This window comes from Pelagerythrobacter sp. Soil_C_18, from assembly GCF_057657235.1.
Map to the genome: position 1 here is coordinate 1 of NZ_JBDGIU010000001.1, position 13,941 is coordinate 13,941.

General features: G+C 68.2%; 14 protein-coding genes. 6 read left to right on the forward strand and 8 right to left on the reverse strand.

Features of this window, described 5'->3' with window-relative positions; genetic code table 11:
• From trbL to AC3A5N_RS00040, 8 genes are all read right to left on the reverse strand, one after another.
• Positions 1–1,040 (reverse strand): P-type conjugative transfer protein TrbL (gene trbL / locus AC3A5N_RS00005; RefSeq protein WP_487735251.1); only part of this gene is annotated, 1,040 nt, incomplete at its 3' end.
• 105 nt (positions 1,041–1,145) lie between these two features.
• Positions 1,146–1,853: a P-type conjugative transfer protein TrbJ gene (gene trbJ / locus AC3A5N_RS00010; RefSeq protein ID WP_487735252.1), complete on the reverse strand. Its 708-nt coding sequence runs from the start codon at positions 1,851–1,853 to the stop codon at positions 1,146–1,148.
• Positions 1,850–4,291, reverse strand: coding sequence for a conjugal transfer protein TrbE (gene trbE, locus AC3A5N_RS00015; protein WP_487735253.1), 2,442 nt, complete (start codon positions 4,289–4,291; stop codon positions 1,850–1,852). The genes trbJ and trbE overlap by 4 nt, the downstream gene beginning before the upstream one ends.
• Complete coding sequence (locus tag AC3A5N_RS00020) at positions 4,285–4,551, reverse strand: VirB3 family type IV secretion system protein (RefSeq protein ID WP_487735254.1); 267 nt, start codon at positions 4,549–4,551, stop codon at positions 4,285–4,287. Before AC3A5N_RS00020 ends, trbE begins: the two co-directional genes overlap by 7 nt.
• Positions 4,548–4,880 carry a TrbC/VirB2 family type IV secretion system protein gene (locus AC3A5N_RS00025; RefSeq protein WP_487735255.1) on the reverse strand — a complete coding sequence of 111 codons (333 nt, stop codon included), beginning with the start codon at positions 4,878–4,880 and terminating at the stop codon, positions 4,548–4,550. The genes AC3A5N_RS00020 and AC3A5N_RS00025 overlap by 4 nt, the downstream gene beginning before the upstream one ends.
• A gap of 2 nt (positions 4,881–4,882) precedes the next feature.
• Positions 4,883–5,872, reverse strand: coding sequence for a P-type conjugative transfer ATPase TrbB (trbB, locus tag AC3A5N_RS00030; protein WP_487735256.1), 990 nt, complete (start codon positions 5,870–5,872; stop codon positions 4,883–4,885).
• A complete protein-coding gene (locus tag AC3A5N_RS00035) occupies positions 5,869–6,279 on the reverse strand; it encodes a CopG family transcriptional regulator (protein WP_487735257.1) in 411 nt (136 codons plus the stop codon). Before AC3A5N_RS00035 ends, trbB begins: the two co-directional genes overlap by 4 nt.
• Complete coding sequence (locus AC3A5N_RS00040) at positions 6,276–8,297, reverse strand: conjugal transfer protein TraG (RefSeq protein ID WP_487735258.1); 2,022 nt, start codon at positions 8,295–8,297, stop codon at positions 6,276–6,278. Before AC3A5N_RS00040 ends, AC3A5N_RS00035 begins: the two co-directional genes overlap by 4 nt.
• A gap of 173 nt (positions 8,298–8,470) precedes the next feature.
• Between AC3A5N_RS00040 and AC3A5N_RS00045 the strand changes: the two genes are divergently transcribed.
• From AC3A5N_RS00045 to AC3A5N_RS00070, 6 genes are all read left to right on the forward strand, one after another.
• Complete coding sequence (locus tag AC3A5N_RS00045) at positions 8,471–8,902, forward strand: thermonuclease family protein (protein WP_487735259.1); 432 nt, start codon at positions 8,471–8,473, stop codon at positions 8,900–8,902.
• Complete coding sequence (locus AC3A5N_RS00050; RefSeq protein ID WP_487735260.1) at positions 8,893–9,027, forward strand: hypothetical protein; 135 nt, start codon at positions 8,893–8,895, stop codon at positions 9,025–9,027. The genes AC3A5N_RS00045 and AC3A5N_RS00050 overlap by 10 nt, the downstream gene beginning before the upstream one ends.
• A 485-nt stretch (positions 9,028–9,512) precedes the next feature.
• Positions 9,513–10,409, forward strand: coding sequence for a LysR family transcriptional regulator (locus tag AC3A5N_RS00055; RefSeq protein WP_487735261.1), 897 nt, complete (start codon positions 9,513–9,515; stop codon positions 10,407–10,409).
• Between the two features lie 119 nt (positions 10,410–10,528).
• Complete coding sequence (locus tag AC3A5N_RS00060) at positions 10,529–11,542, forward strand: phosphoglycerate dehydrogenase (RefSeq protein ID WP_487735262.1); 1,014 nt, start codon at positions 10,529–10,531, stop codon at positions 11,540–11,542.
• Positions 11,523–12,860 (forward strand): glycerate kinase type-2 family protein, encoded by a 1,338-nt coding sequence (locus AC3A5N_RS00065; protein ID WP_487735263.1) that lies wholly within the window; start codon positions 11,523–11,525, stop codon positions 12,858–12,860. Before AC3A5N_RS00060 ends, AC3A5N_RS00065 begins: the two co-directional genes overlap by 20 nt.
• On the forward strand, positions 12,857–13,936 hold the full coding sequence (locus tag AC3A5N_RS00070) for a tartrate dehydrogenase (protein WP_487735264.1): 1,080 nt from the start codon (positions 12,857–12,859) through the stop codon (positions 13,934–13,936). The genes AC3A5N_RS00065 and AC3A5N_RS00070 overlap by 4 nt, the downstream gene beginning before the upstream one ends.
• Positions 13,937–13,941 lie beyond the last annotated feature (5 nt).

Consider the following 13,941-nt stretch of genomic DNA (forward strand, 5'->3'; position numbering starts at 1 on the left):
GCCCCCCGCGCCGTGGCCGCGACGCCGCCGAGACCGGCAGCGACCGAACGCGTGCCCGCCGTCTCCTGCCCGAGCCGGTATCCGCTCGCCGCGGCGCTGCCCATCGCTGTGCCCGCGCGCAAAGCTCCGAGCGCAGCGCTGCTGCCAGCGCGGGCAAGACCAAGAGCCGCCCCGCCGCCGACGATCATCGTACCGGTCGCGGCGGCCGCGGTGCCGGCAGCGGCGCCGGCGCCAAGCTGCGGAGCGCCGGCGACGAGGCCTGAGGCGATTCCCGGGCCGAAGATGCCAAGGCCAAGCAGCGCGAGCGATGCGAGGGCGAGCGACATGGCGCCGGCCAGATCGATCTCGCCGCCGCCGAGCAGGCCCGCGAGTTCGGGCAGAAAGCCCGAGCCGATGCCGACGATGACGCCCAGCACCATGACCTTGACGCCCGAGGCGACGACGCTGCCAAGGACGCGTTCGGCGAGGAACGCGGTGCGGTTCCAGAGCGCGAAAGGAACCAGGGCAAAGCCCGCGAGCGTGGTCAGCTTGAACTCGATGATCGTGATGAACAGCTGCACTGCGAGGACGAAGAATGCGAGGATGACGATCAGCCAGGCGATCAGGAGCACGGAGATGGTGAGGAAGTTCTCGAAGAAGGCGATCGGACCGAGGAGTTCGCTGATCCGCACCAGCAGCGGATGGGCCGCTTCGAAGCCGGCCGCCGCCAGACGTCCGGGCTTGAGGAGCTCGTCGGCCGTGATCGCGCCGCCCCCAGCGGTCAGCCCGAGGCCGGCAAAGCTGCGGAAGATGACGTCTGCAAGCGCCGCAAATCTGTTCAGAATGAACGCGAAAACACCGACATAGAGGATCTTCCTGAGGAACCGCGCGAGAACGTCGCTTTCGCCGCCGAGGGCCCAGAACAGGCCCGCGAGGGTGATATCGATGCCGATGAGCACGCTCGTGAGGAAGGCGACGTCGCCGCCCAGCAGCCCGAAACCGCTATCGATATAGCGGATGAAGATCGCCAGGAATTCGTCGATGATGCCGAGATCGTCCATCGCTTCGCTTTCGGTGAAGATGCCGCGGGGCCCCGGGGGGAGCGGGCGGAGCCCCGCGGCGGGCGGCGGCGGGAGCGGGACAGCCCGGCCGCCCATGAGGAAGGATCAGTCGCCGCGATAGGCCGTGCCGTCGCCGAGGAAGCGCTGGGTTGCCCCGTCCGCCTCGGCTTCGATCTGTGCGGCGCGAGCGCGCTCGAGACTCTCGGCCTGGAATTGCGCGGCCATCATCTGCTGGAGCTGCATCTGCTGTTTGGTAGCGAGCGCGAGGATCTGGTTGGTCGCTTGGGTCGCTGCGAGCGAGCCTTGGGCCGCGCTGCTGCGCGCGGCAAGCGCGGCGAGCCGCGCGGAATCCTCGCGCACATTGCCGACGATTTGCGCCTGCACACGCAAGGTGCGACGGTAGGCCGCGCGCGCCGCCTCGAGCCGGGCTCTCGCCCTGGCTGCGGGGGAGGCTTGGTCGCCGGTCTGCGGAAACAGGGCGTCGAGCCGGGCTTCGAACGCCTCGGCATCGAGGGCCGCGCCATCGGCCTGGCGCATGAGGGCGTCGATCCGCACCAGGTTGTCGCGCAGTTTCTCGAGCTCGGGAAAGTCGATCCTTTCCAGGTTCCTGCCCATCATGGCGAGCATCGCGGTTTCGTTCTGGAGCGACTGGATCTGCTGGTTGATCTGCCGGAGCGTGCGCGCGGCGGTGAGCAGGTTCTGCGCATAGTTGGCGCTGTCGAACACCGGGATGGCGCGTGCAGGCGCGCCCGGCAGGCTAGCGGCGGTGCCGAGCGCACCGGCCAGAAAGGCGAAGGCGAGCCTCGCGGTCATGATCGTTCTCCTGCGGAAGGGTATGGCGTGGGGGAAAATCCGGCGGCGAGGTCGGCCGCCCAGTCGAGGCCGGCCGCCGCGAGCAAGCGCGCCAGGAATTCGGCCCGCGGATAACGGGCAAGCAGCGCGTCGATGCGGTTGTGGCTGGCGGGATCGGACGCCCCGCACAGCGCCAGGGCGACAGGCCCGAGGCCGAGCTCGAACAGGCGGTTGCCGCGCGCGGATTGGAGGTAATAGTGCCGCTTCGCGCTGGCGCGCGCGACCAGCTCGATCTGGGCTTCGTTAAGCCCGAACGCGGCGTAGGCGGCCCGGCCCTGGGGTTCGGCCGCACGCGCATTGGGCAGAAGGATGCGCTGGGGACAGCTTTCGATGATCGCCGGCGCGATGCTGCTGCCCGCGATGTCGGCGAGACTCTGGGTCGCGAATACGACCGCGACGTTGCGCTTGCGCAGGACCTTGAGCCACTCGCGGATGCGGGCCGCGAAGAGCGGGTTCTCGAGGAAGACCCAGGCCTCGTCGAGGATGAGGAGCGTGGGACGGCCGTCGAAGCGCGCCTCGATCCGGTGGAAGAGATAGGACAGCACCGGCTCGGCGGCCCCGCCCTCCCCGAGAATGCCTTCGGTTTCGAAGCACTCGGCATCGCCGAGGTCGAGGGCGTCCTCGGCGGCATCGAGCAGCGCGCCGTGCGGCCCCTCCAGCGTGTAGGGCTGGAGCGCCGTCTTCAGTGCGTTCGACTGGAGCAAGAGCGAAAGCCCCGTCAGCGTGCGTTCGCCCGGAGGGGCGCTGGCGAGGCTCGCGAGCGCCGACCAGATGCTCTCCTTCACCTCGGGCGTGACGGAAACCTTCTCGTACGCGAGCAGGCCTGCGATCCAGTCCGCCGCCCAGCTTCGCTCGGACGCGAGATCGATCGAGCGCAGCGGCTGAAAGGCGAGCGCGCCCTGCCCCAGGGGGTGATGGGCCCCGCCCATGGCGAGCGTCGCCGCGCGCGCCGAACCGCCCTTGTCGAAGATGTAGACCTGAGCGCCGGGATAGCGCCGGAACTGGAGCGCCATGAGCGCGAGCAGGACCGACTTTCCCGCGCCCGTCGGCCCGGCGACCATCGTATGGCCGACATCGCCGACATGGAGCGAGAAGCGGAACGGCGTCGAGCCGCCGGTCTCGGCGTGGAACAGCACCGGTCCGCCCAGGTGCGCGTTGCGCGCAGGACCCGCCCAGACCGAGGACAGCGGCATGAGGTGCGCCAGGTTCAGCGTGTGGACGAGCGGCTGGCGCACGTTGGCGTAGACGTGGCCGGGGAGGCTGGAGAGCCAGGCCTCGACGGCGTTGACGCTTTCGCGGATCGCGGTGAAGCCGAGCGAATGGACCACGCGCTCGGCCGCGCGCAGCTTCTCTTCGGCCCGCGCCCTGTCGCAGTCGGAGACCGTGACGGTCGTGGTCAGATAGCCGAAGGCGACATGGTCGCCGCCCAGCGCCTGCAACGCCGCATCGGCGTCAGCGACCTTGTTGTCGGCGTCGCCGTCGAGCAGCTGCGCGGGCTGATTGTAGAGAACCTCGCGCAGGAGCGCCGAGACCGACTTGCGCTTGTTGAACCACTGGCGGCGGATGCGCGTCAGCGCCGCGTTCGCCTCGTCCTTGTCGAGCGCGATGAAGCGCGCACTCCAGCGGTAATCGAACCCCTGCCGGTTGAGTCCATCGAGGATACCGGGCCGGCTGTGCCCGGGAAAGCCGAGGATGGTCAGGCTCCGCAGATGCCGGTCGCCGAGCATGGGCTCAAGCCCGCCGACGAGCGGCGTGTCGGCGAGCAGCGCGTCGAGGTAGATCGGCGTGGCCGGGACCGCGAGCGCCTGGCGCACGGTCGATACCGTCCGGTGGAGATAGCTCAGGGTCTCGGCGTCATCGAGCGCGCGCACCTCGGGCATGAACCCGGCCATCAGGTCGCGCGCCCGATCGGTCTCGGCGACGAACCCGGCCAGCGCCTGGCGCCAGTCGCGCCCCTTCGCGTCTTCCGGCCGGTCGACCAGCACGCGCCCGGCCCGGTCGGTCTGATCGACCGGCGGCATCCACACGAGGGTCATGTGGAACCGGCTTTCGAAGTGGCGCCCGGCCGCGGCGTCGAACGCCGCGCGCCGCTCCTCGTCGACGAGCCACGAAGCCGCGTCCGGAAAACACGAGGGAGGATAGCCGGCGGCGGCGCTGCGCTCGGCCTCGAAGAACAGCGCCCAGCCCGACCCGAACCGGCGTAGCACGTTGTTCATGCGTGCGGCGACGCTGACGAGCTCGGCCTGGGTGGCACTGTCGAGATCGGGCCCGCGGAAGGCGAAGCTGCGCTGGAAGCTGCCGTCCTTGTTGAGGACGACGCCGGGAGCGACCAGCGCAGCCCATGGCAAGTGGTCGGCCAGCCGATCGGACCGCTGGCGGTATTCGGCGAGGTTCAGCATGTATAGCCGCCCTTCTGCCGCAGGTGCCGCATGAGAATCGGCGCGAAGTCGGGATCCCGCCGGGCGGCGAACACGAGGAAGGTGTGGCCGAGCAGCCAGACGGCGAGGCCGGCGATCCACTGCTGCAGCCCGAGACCGAGCGCGGCGGCCAGGGTCCCGGCGAGAATCGCAAGTCCGCGCGGCGCGCCGCCGAGCAGGATCGGCTCGGCGAGTGCGCGGTGGACCGGCACCTCGAAGCCCTCGATCGGCGCATCGCTCATGCGACGAGCGCCCCGCCGCCGAAGCTGAAGAAGGAGAGGAAGAAGCTCGAGGCGGCAAAGGCGATCGAGAGGCCGAAGACGATCTGGATCAGCCGCCGGAAGCCGCCCGAGGTCTCGCCGAACGCCAGCGTGAGCCCGGTGGTGATGATGATGATCACCGCGATGATCTTCGCGACCGGTCCCTGGACCGACTCGAGCACCTGCTGGAGAGGCTCTTCCCACGGCATGCCCGAGCCTGCGGCAAGCGCCGAGGCGGCCATTGCGAGCCCGAGCATGAGCCCGAAGAGCGGCTTCACCGGTGATCGAAAGGCAAGGCGGTTCAGGGACATGGTCATTCTCCTTCAGGAGTTCTCGAACATTCGATGGGGAGCGCCGTGAGCGCGTAGGCACCGGCCCGATCGAGGCCATCGACACGCGCGAGCGTGGCGATGCGGCGGCCGGTGCCCCGCCCCGCGATGAAGACGACGAGGTCGATGGCCTCGGCGATCAGTGGCCGCGGAACGGTGACGACGCACTCCTGGACGAGCTGCTCGATGCGCGTGAGCGCCGATGCCGCGCTGTTGGCATGCAGCGTGGCGATGCCGCCGGGATGGCCGGTGTTCCAGGCCTTGAGCATGTCGAGGGCTTCGCGGCCGCGGACTTCGCCGACGATGATGCGGTCGGGGCGCAGACGCAGGGTCGAGCGCACGAGATCGGCCATCGAGACGGCGCCGGCGCGCGTGCGCAGTTCGACGCGGTCGGGGGCCGGGCATTGCAGCTCGCGGGTGTCCTCGATCAGGATGACCCGCTCGTCGATGCTCGCCATCTCGGCGAGCAGCGCGTTGGCGAGCGTGGTCTTGCCCGAGCTCGTGCCGCCGGCGATGAGGATGTTGCGGCGCTCGACCACGGCCAGCGCGAGCAGCCGCGCCGCTTCCGGGCTTGCGATGCCCGCGTGAACATAGTCGATCAGCCTGTGGACCTGCGCGGCCGGCTTGCGGATCGAGAAGCATGGGCCGCAGCTGACCGGCGGCAGGATGCCTTCGAAGCGCTCGCCCTTCCCTTCGGCGTGCGGCGGCAGCTCTGCGCTGACGATCGGCGCGCCCGGGTGGACTTCGGTGCGCACGTGGCTCGCCACGAGCCGGACGATCCGCTCGACCTGCTCGGCCGGCAGGCGGACGCCGGTGTCGATCCGCCCCTCGCCGAGGACGTCGAGACGCAGGGCGCCATCGGGATTGACCATGATCTCGGCGACGTCAGGTCGCGCGAGCGCGGCGGCGATCGTCGGGCCCATCGCCGAGCGCAGCATGGCGCGGCGCCGCTCGGTGGACAGTTCGGCGCTCATTGCTTGCGCTCCACCCCGAAGCTGCCCCGCCCCTGGCGGAAGGCCTCGGTCACTTTCATGGTGAACCACTCGAAGCGCTCGCGCCCTTGCGCGCGCGCGACATCGTCCCCTTCGGGCACCGGCGGGACCGACGCGAGCACGTAGCGCACGAAAAGGGCGAGGATCTCGATCTCGATCTGGGTGTTGCGCTCGACCCGCGCGAGCTGGCGGCTGAGCCGGTCGAGGCGCATGCCGAACCGCTCCTGAAGCGCGTCCGCGCCCTTGCACGCGAGCGCGTCGCTCAGCGCGTCGGCGAGGATCGCGGATTTGGTGACGCCGGGCTCGGCCGCGAGCGCACAGAGGCGCTCGCTGAGCTCGGCCGAGAGGAACAGCTGGTGGCGGACCTTCCGCTGGCCGCGCGCGCTCATGGCGTGAACTCCAACCGGGCACCGGTTTCCTGCTCGAGCGTGCGGGCCGCCTGGACGGGCGCCAGCGGATGGGCGCGTACAGTCATTCGCGGGAGCTCCTGATCGTCGTCATCATCGATGTTGCAGGGATTGGTCCGGCGCGCGGGCGGCTTCGCGCCTGAATCAACCGCGAGCTCGGGTTCGCGCGCGCGCTGCGAACCGCCGGACGGCTGCGTGCGGGATGGCGGCTCGTCTTTCTCCGGCGAGGCGGCGTCTGCGGGTGCTGCGCGCTGCGTCCAGTCGTCGCTGCGCGGCGGCGGCCGGCGGCACGCCTGGGCCTCGTCCGGCGAAGGCGCAGCCAGGAGCCGCGGCGTGAAATTGGCGTCCTCGTAGTAGCGCAACTTGCGCGCGCGGATCGGCGGGAGGCCGGAGACGAGCACGAGCTCCTCGTCGGGCGGGAGCTGCATGACCTCGCCCGGAGTCAGCAGGGCGCGCGCGGTCTCCTGGCGGCTGACCATAACATGGGCGAGCCAAGGGGCGAGCCGGTGACCGGCATAGTTGCGCATGGCGCGCTGCTCGGTCGCCGTGCCGAGCGCGTCCGAGATGCGCCTGGCGGTGCGCTCGTCGTTGGTCGCGAAGGCGATGCGGACGTGGCAATTGTCGAGGATGGCGTTGTTCTCGCCGTAAGCCTTGGCAATCTGGTTCAAGGATTGGGCGATGAGGAAGGCGCGGATGCCGTAGCCCGCCATGAAGGCGAGCGCGGTCTCGAAGAAGTCGAGCCGTCCGAGCGCGGGGAACTCGTCGAGCATCAGGAGCAGCTCGTGCCGGCGCCTGGCGGAGCCGGGTTCGCCAAGCCGTTCGGTCAGGCGCCGGCCGATCTGGTTGAGGATCAGGCGCACGAGCGGCTTGGTGCGGCTGATGTCGGACGGCGGAATGACGAGATAGAGCGACACCGGGCATTCGCCGCCGGTGAGATCGGCGATGCGCCAGTCGCAGTGCGAGGTGACCGCCGCGACGGTAGGGTCCCGGTAGAGACCGAGGAACGACATGGCGGTGGACAGCACCCCCGACCGCTCGTTGTCGCTCTTGTTGATGAGCTCGCGCGCGGCCGAAGCGACGGTCGGATGGACTTTGGGCGCCTCGGCGGTGCCCAGGTGATTGGTGCGCATCATTGCGGCAAGCGTCGTTTCGAAGCTGCGCGAGGGATCGGACAGGAACCTCGCCACGCCAGCGAGGGTCTTGTCCTTTTCGGCATAGAGGACATGCAGGATTGCGCCGACGAGCAGCGCGTGCGCGGTTTTCTCCCAGTGGCTGCGCCGTTCGAGCGCACCTTCGGGATCGACGAGGATGTCGGCGATGTTCTGGACGTCGCGTACTTCGTCCGCGCCGCGCCGGACTTCGAGAAGCGGATTATAGCGCGCGGACCGGATGTCGGTCGGGTTGAAGCAGAGGCAATGGGAAAAGCGCGCGCGCCAGCCGGCGGTCAACTGCCAGTTCTCGCCCTTGATGTCGTGGATGACCGCGGAGCCGGTCCAGCCGAGCAGAGTCGGCACGACCAGCCCGACGCCCTTCCCGCTTCGGGTGGGCGCGAAGGCCATGACGTGTTCGGGCCCGGCATGGCGCAGATAGTGGCCGCGCAGCTGGCCAAGGAAAACCCCGGCATCGCGGGTAAGCCCCGCGCGCGCGATCTCGCGCGGACGTGCCCAACGGGCGGAACCGTACGTGGTGACCAGACCACGCTGGCGTGCGCGCCAGAGCGATCCGGCAATCGCCGCAGCGCACCCGGCAAACCCGCTCGCGGCGGCGAGCAGGCCCGCCTTGTCGAAGACCCCGGGGGCATAGGCCTCGTAGTGGTACCACCAGCGGAACAGTGCCCAGGGGTGATAGGCCGGCATGCCGCGGATGCTGAACCAGGGGGCGCCGAGCGCGTCCTGGTAGCCGAGCATCGCGGCGGCCCACTGGGTGGCCGTCCAGAGCCCGAGGATGACGATTGCGATGACGACGAGGATCTGGCCGATAAGCAGTTTGGTCGGTGTCATGGGCAGCTCCCTCCCGGATGAGACGAACCCCGGGCTTGCCGGCAGATCATCGCGCGGCAGCCGCGGATCGGACACTGCCGCTCCGCCGCACCGAACTACGCCTCCGCCGCAGCTCGAACGAGAAGCCGAGCTCGGTCTGGCCGCGCGGCGCCAGATGGGTCATATCCGCCGACATGAGCCTCCTGCTTCTCGCTGCCGCGGCCGTGGTGCCTGCGGGCCAATCCTTCGAGTGCACACCGACGCGCGTGTGGGACGGCGACGGCCCGATCTGGTGCGCGGAGGGTCCGCGCGTTCGCCTGTCGGGGATCGCTGCGCGCGAGATCGACGGCACCTGCCGCGCGAACCAGCCGTGCCCTGACACAGACGCCAGGCAGGCGCGCGACGCCCTGGTCGACTTGGTAGGACATCCGCGCGGCCGCAGTGCGCAAGGGCACGTCCTGGTCAGCGGCCCCACGATGCGCTGCCGCAGTGTCGGTTCGGGCGGCGGCGACAGGACAGCCGCATGGTGCGTGTCGCCTCGCGGCGGCGACCTCTCCTGCGCTATGGTGACATCCGGCCAGGCGCTGGTGTGGAAGCGCTACTGGCGGAAGCACCAATGCGACTGAAGCGCCCGATCGGGGGCACTATCGAACTTGTGGTCGTCGGCGGAGTCGTGGCTCTCGGGGTCGCTACGACGCTCGCGGCACTCGCCGATCACCTCGTTCGTCTGTTGGCCTGGGCGACTGCGTAGGGCGCCAGCGCTCTGACGAGCGCACGTGGCGTTGAGGCGCAGCCTGGCACACGGGAGAGCGAGCCGAGACAGCTCGTCAGGGCGAAAGCCGGTCCCCCAATGCCCGCCGCGCGAGGTAGAGCGGATCGTCGCCTCCCGGAACATCGGGATGAACGGCCGAGCTTTCCCGGTTGGCGCCAGTTGCGCGCGCGCCGGGGCGCGAACCAGATGCTGTGCGGTGCGTGTATCGCCCCCTCCGTTCCCTCTCAGATCGATGATGAGACCTTCGTGTCCGACAGCAGCGCCGCAGCGCCCTCCAGTTTCGGCTTGGCAAGGCCCAGGGATAAAAAGCTCGAGATCTGCAGACAGCCGACATTCCCCTCCAGCACCCTCACCTCGCGGACGCCGGCGTTGACGGTTGCGCTTTCCGCACGCCAAGCCCTCAGTTCGCGAAAGGCCGGCGAAAAAGCATCGCCCGCCCATCAGGCGTGAGCTACCAAAGGGTTATGGACACGACCTGGCTTTCGGATTTTCTCGCGCTGGTGGAGCACGGCGGATTCTCTCGGGCGGCGGAAAGCCGCTCGGTGAGTCAGCCAAGCTTTAGCAGGCGGATCAAGTCGCTCGAAGATTGGATTGGCGCTCCGCTGATCGATCGGCGGACGCATCGTATCGGCCTCACCGCTGCCGGAGAGAGTTTCCGTCCGGTTGCGGAGGAGACATTACGGCGCCTGCAACTCGGACGGGAAGCCGCCCGGGCCGCAGACAAGATCGACCAGGAAACGCTTCATTTTGCCTCAACCCACGTTCTATCGCTGACCTTCTTCCCGCGCTGGCTCCGTCGTCTTGAGGAGGAGAAGCCGGTCGAGGCAACAATCGCCCTAACGGCCGATCACATGGTCGCCTGCGAGCGGCGAGTGATCGAGGGCAAGGCACAGTTCCTGCTCTGCCATCACCATGAAGGCGCGCCAACGCAGTTCGGCACTGCTTTCCGATCCGTGCAGCTAGGTCACGATCGTCTGTTGCCGGTCGCCGCGCCCTCCCTCTTGAAGAGGTGCGATCCGGCGGATGCGCCGCAGCTCGCGTTCACGGCCGAGTCCGGGATGGGCCGTATTCTCGCTTCGGCATGGGAACGGGAGAACAGGCCCCGTCCCGCGCAACCGGTCTTCTCATCTCACTTGGCCAGTGTGTTGACGGCGATGGCGCGCGACGGCCGCGGTGTGACCTGGACGGCACTGAGCTTGATCCAGGAGGATCTGGACGAAGGGCGACTGGAGCGAGCCGGATCGGAAGCTGAGGACGTGGTCATCGAGATACGTCTCTGGCGTCCGCGGACGCGCCAGTCGCCCGCCGCAGAGAAGTTCTGGTCCCGAATCGTGAGCAGCGGATGTACGACGGGGTCGTAATCACTCCGCGCGCCGGACTGCCCGAACCTCGACGCATCAATTGATCGGCTTTCCGCATTGGTCTGGCGCTGGGCACGTCCCTAACAATCCTCGCGCAGGTTACCGCGAAGGGAGTTGTCATGCATAGCCGGCGTGTCGTCGTCACCCAGCGCTTTTTCGATGCAGAGGCGATTGCCTACCTTGAAAACCACGGGTGCGAAGTGTCGCTCGCTCAGCTGCCGCCTGGGAAGGCAGATGGCAACCTCGAACATGGCGATTTGGTGCAGCTACTCGAAGGTGCCGCAGGCTGGATCGTCGGCCATGCGCGGGTCACCAGAGAGCTGCTGGAAGTGCTGCCCCAGTTGAAGGTGATCTCGCGCCGCGGGGTCGGCTACGAACGAGTGGATCTCGTTGCGGCGCGCGATCTCGGTAAAGTCGTGTGCATCGCGGCGGGCGGTAACGATGCGTCGGTGGCCGATCACGCAATGGCGCTGATGCTGGCCGTCGGCCATCGCTTTCGAGAAACGCAGTCGCGGATGGTCGCGGGTGACTTTTCCATCCTGATGGGCCGCGACTTGTGCGAAATGACTGTCGGGGTCGTCGGCTTGGGACGCATCGGGCGCAGGCTGGCCCGGCGGCTCTCCGGGTTCGACTGCCGGATCCTCGCGGCCGTGAACGGAGCGTTGCCCGGGGAAACACCCGCCGGTGTCGAGCCGGTAGCCCTCGACGCGCTGGTGCGAGAAAGCGACTACATATCCATCCATGCGCCGTTGACGGCCGAGACGCGGTTCATGTTCGACGCCGACCGGATTTCGCGGATGAAGCCGACGGCTTTCCTTATCAACACCGCGCGGGGCGGGTTAGTCGACGATGCGGCTCTGCTCTCCGCGCTGAAGGCGGGCACAATCGCAGGCGCGGGTCTGGACGTCTATCTTAGCGAGAGCGATCCTTCCTACGAGCAGGTGACGAAGGAGCTTATCAGCCTGCCCAACGTGGTTGCGACGCCCCACGCGGCGGCCTCGACCCACGAAGGCTTGGCGCGAACGAACATGGTGGCAGCGCGTTCCGCCGTGGCGATCCTGGATGGGGGAAATCCCGCTCCCGGATGCGTCGTCGCCGACGGGCGCGCGCCGCATGATCGAACCCCGAGTTGACGCCGTGACGGGCGCGACGAGCGATCAGGACGGCGTCGGAGCATCCTGCCCTCGGCGGCAGCTGCTCCGCCGTCTCTTCGATGCGGCGGTCGCGAGCGCCCAGCCGGATCGCTGCGTTCCACCAGCACTGCCGTCGCCACCCAAGGGACGCACGATCGTCATCGGCGCGGGTAAGGCGGCAGCGGAAATGGCGCGAGTGGTCGAGCAGCACTGGCCGCGGCCCGTGGAAGGCCTTGTCGTCACGCGTCATTCGCATGCGGCCGCGTGCAAGCGGGTAAAGGTGCGCGAGGCAGGGCATCCCGTCCCCGACGGCGCCGGCCTCGCAGCAACCCGCGAGATGTTTTCCGAGCTCGCGGGCGTCACGCAAGATGATCTCGTGCTCTGCCTGATTTCGGGCGGCGGGTCGTCACTGCTGACGGCGCCCCCACCGGGCGTGGCGCTCGCCGACCTTCAATCGCTCACGAATGACTTGCTGCGATCCGGCGCCACCATCGCCCAGATGAACTGCGTCCGCAGGCATCTTTCACTGGCTGCCAATGGCAGTCTTGCCACTCGCGCCCAACCGGCCAGAATTGTGACGCTCGCCATCTCCGATGTGCCGGGGGACGATCCCGCGATGATCGCCTCGGGCCCCACGGTTGCGGATGGGAGCTCGGGCGAAGATGCTCTCGCGACGCTCGATTTGCTGGGGATCGCGCCATCCTGTGCGATCCGCCACTGGTTGGAAGGCGCGCCGCGAAGCTGCCTGGCAGACAGCTCGGACGAATTCCGCCTGGTCGCCAGCCCGCAGCTGGCGCTGGATGCGGCGGCGAGGGTCGCACGTGAGGCAGGGTATACCCCGCTGATCCTCGGGAGCGCGATCGAGGGGGATGCGCGCGAGGTGGCGAAGGTCCATGCCGGCATCGCCCTCCAAGTAGCGCGCCGCGGACAGCCGCTTGCACCGCCTTGCGTGCTCCTCTCCGGCGGCGAAACCAACGTGACCGTGCGCGCGAGCGGTCGCGGGGGCCGAAACAGCACATTCCTGCTGTCCTTGTTGCAGGCGCTGGACGGCGAACCCGGCATCTATGCGCTCGCTGCAGACACGGACGGTATCGACGGAACGGGCCCTCACGCCGGGGCGTCGCTCGGTCCCGAGAGCGCCGCACTGGCGCGAACAATGGCGATATCTCCCGAGAAATCGCTGGCCGCGAGCGATTCCTACGCGTTCTTCGAGGCCATCGACTCCCTTGTCGTCACCGGCCCGACATTCACAAACGTCAACGATTTTCGCGCCATCCTCATCGAAGCGGCGCCTGGCGAAAGGAGCCGGTCTGAATGACACGATCGCACGCACACCGCATTGCCGTCCTCGCCGGGGATGGGATCGGACAGGAAGTCGTACCAGAGGGCCTACGCGTGCTCGAGGCTGTTACTCGAAAATTCGACTGCGCGTTCAACTTCGATCATTTCGAGTTCGCCTCCTGCGACTACTACCGGGAGCACGGCAAAATGATGCCCGACGACTGGAAGGCCTGGATCGGGGGGCATGATGCGATCTTCTTCGGCGCGGTCGGCTGGCCCGAAACGGTGCCGGATCACGTCTCCCTCTGGGGATCGCTCATTCAGTTCCGCCGCGAGTTCGACCAGTACGTCAATCTCAGGCCTGTCAGGCTGATGCCGGGCGTGCCCACGCCGCTGGCGGGACGCGTGCCGGGCGACATCGATTTTTACGTGGTGCGAGAGAATACCGAAGGAGAGTACTCCTCCATCGGGGGGCGGATATTTCCGGGCACAGAGCGCGAGGTCGTGATCCAGGAGACTGTCATGACCCGCGTCGGCGTCGATCGTGTCCTTCGCTATGCCTTCGAGCTGGCGCAGCGCCGTGAGAAGAAGCACCTGACATCCGCCACCAAGTCCAACGGCATCTCGATCACCATGCCCTACTGGGACGAGCGGGTCGAAGCGATGGCTACCGATTACCCTGAGGTGCACTGGGACAAGTATCACATCGATATTCTGACCGCGCACTTCGTGCAGCATCCCGACTGGTTTGATGTCGTCGTCGCTTCCAACCTGTTTGGAGACATTCTTTCCGATCTCGGGCCGGCGTGCACGGGAACGATCGGGATTGCCCCTGCGGGTAACATCAATCCGGAGCGGCGATTTCCGTCACTCTTCGAGCCGGTGCATGGATCGGCTCCCGATATAGCGGGTCAGCACATCGCCAATCCCGTGGGGCAGATATGGGCGGCCGCACTGATGCTCGATCATCTGGGCGAAGGTCCGGCGGCGGCGGCCGTCGTCAGGGCTATCGAGGAGGTCCTCGCGGTGCCGGAATACCGTACCCGCGATCTGGGCGGAGAGGCGAGCACGGCAGAGTGCGGCATGGCAGTCGCCGACGCAATCTGCGCGTGAACGCA

Coding starts and splice junctions, on each gene's coding strand:
- trbJ (WP_487735252.1), bottom strand. CDS start 1,853: ATGACCGCGAGGCTCGCCTTCGCCTTTCTGGCCGGTGCGCTCGGCACC.
- trbE (WP_487735253.1), bottom strand. CDS start 4,291: ATGCTGAACCTCGCCGAATACCGCCAGCGGTCCGATCGGCTGGCCGAC.
- AC3A5N_RS00020 (WP_487735254.1), bottom strand. CDS start 4,551: ATGAGCGATGCGCCGATCGAGGGCTTCGAGGTGCCGGTCCACCGCGCA.
- AC3A5N_RS00025 (WP_487735255.1), bottom strand. CDS start 4,880: ATGTCCCTGAACCGCCTTGCCTTTCGATCACCGGTGAAGCCGCTCTTC.
- trbB (WP_487735256.1), bottom strand. CDS start 5,872: ATGAGCGCCGAACTGTCCACCGAGCGGCGCCGCGCCATGCTGCGCTCG.
- AC3A5N_RS00035 (WP_487735257.1), bottom strand. CDS start 6,279: ATGAGCGCGCGCGGCCAGCGGAAGGTCCGCCACCAGCTGTTCCTCTCG.
- AC3A5N_RS00040 (WP_487735258.1), bottom strand. CDS start 8,297: ATGACACCGACCAAACTGCTTATCGGCCAGATCCTCGTCGTCATCGCA.
- AC3A5N_RS00045 (WP_487735259.1), top strand. CDS start 8,471: ATGAGCCTCCTGCTTCTCGCTGCCGCGGCCGTGGTGCCTGCGGGCCAA.
- AC3A5N_RS00050 (WP_487735260.1), top strand. CDS start 8,893: ATGCGACTGAAGCGCCCGATCGGGGGCACTATCGAACTTGTGGTCGTC.
- AC3A5N_RS00055 (WP_487735261.1), top strand. CDS start 9,513: ATGGACACGACCTGGCTTTCGGATTTTCTCGCGCTGGTGGAGCACGGC.
- AC3A5N_RS00060 (WP_487735262.1), top strand. CDS start 10,529: ATGCATAGCCGGCGTGTCGTCGTCACCCAGCGCTTTTTCGATGCAGAG.
- AC3A5N_RS00065 (WP_487735263.1), top strand. CDS start 11,523: ATGATCGAACCCCGAGTTGACGCCGTGACGGGCGCGACGAGCGATCAG.
- AC3A5N_RS00070 (WP_487735264.1), top strand. CDS start 12,857: ATGACACGATCGCACGCACACCGCATTGCCGTCCTCGCCGGGGATGGG.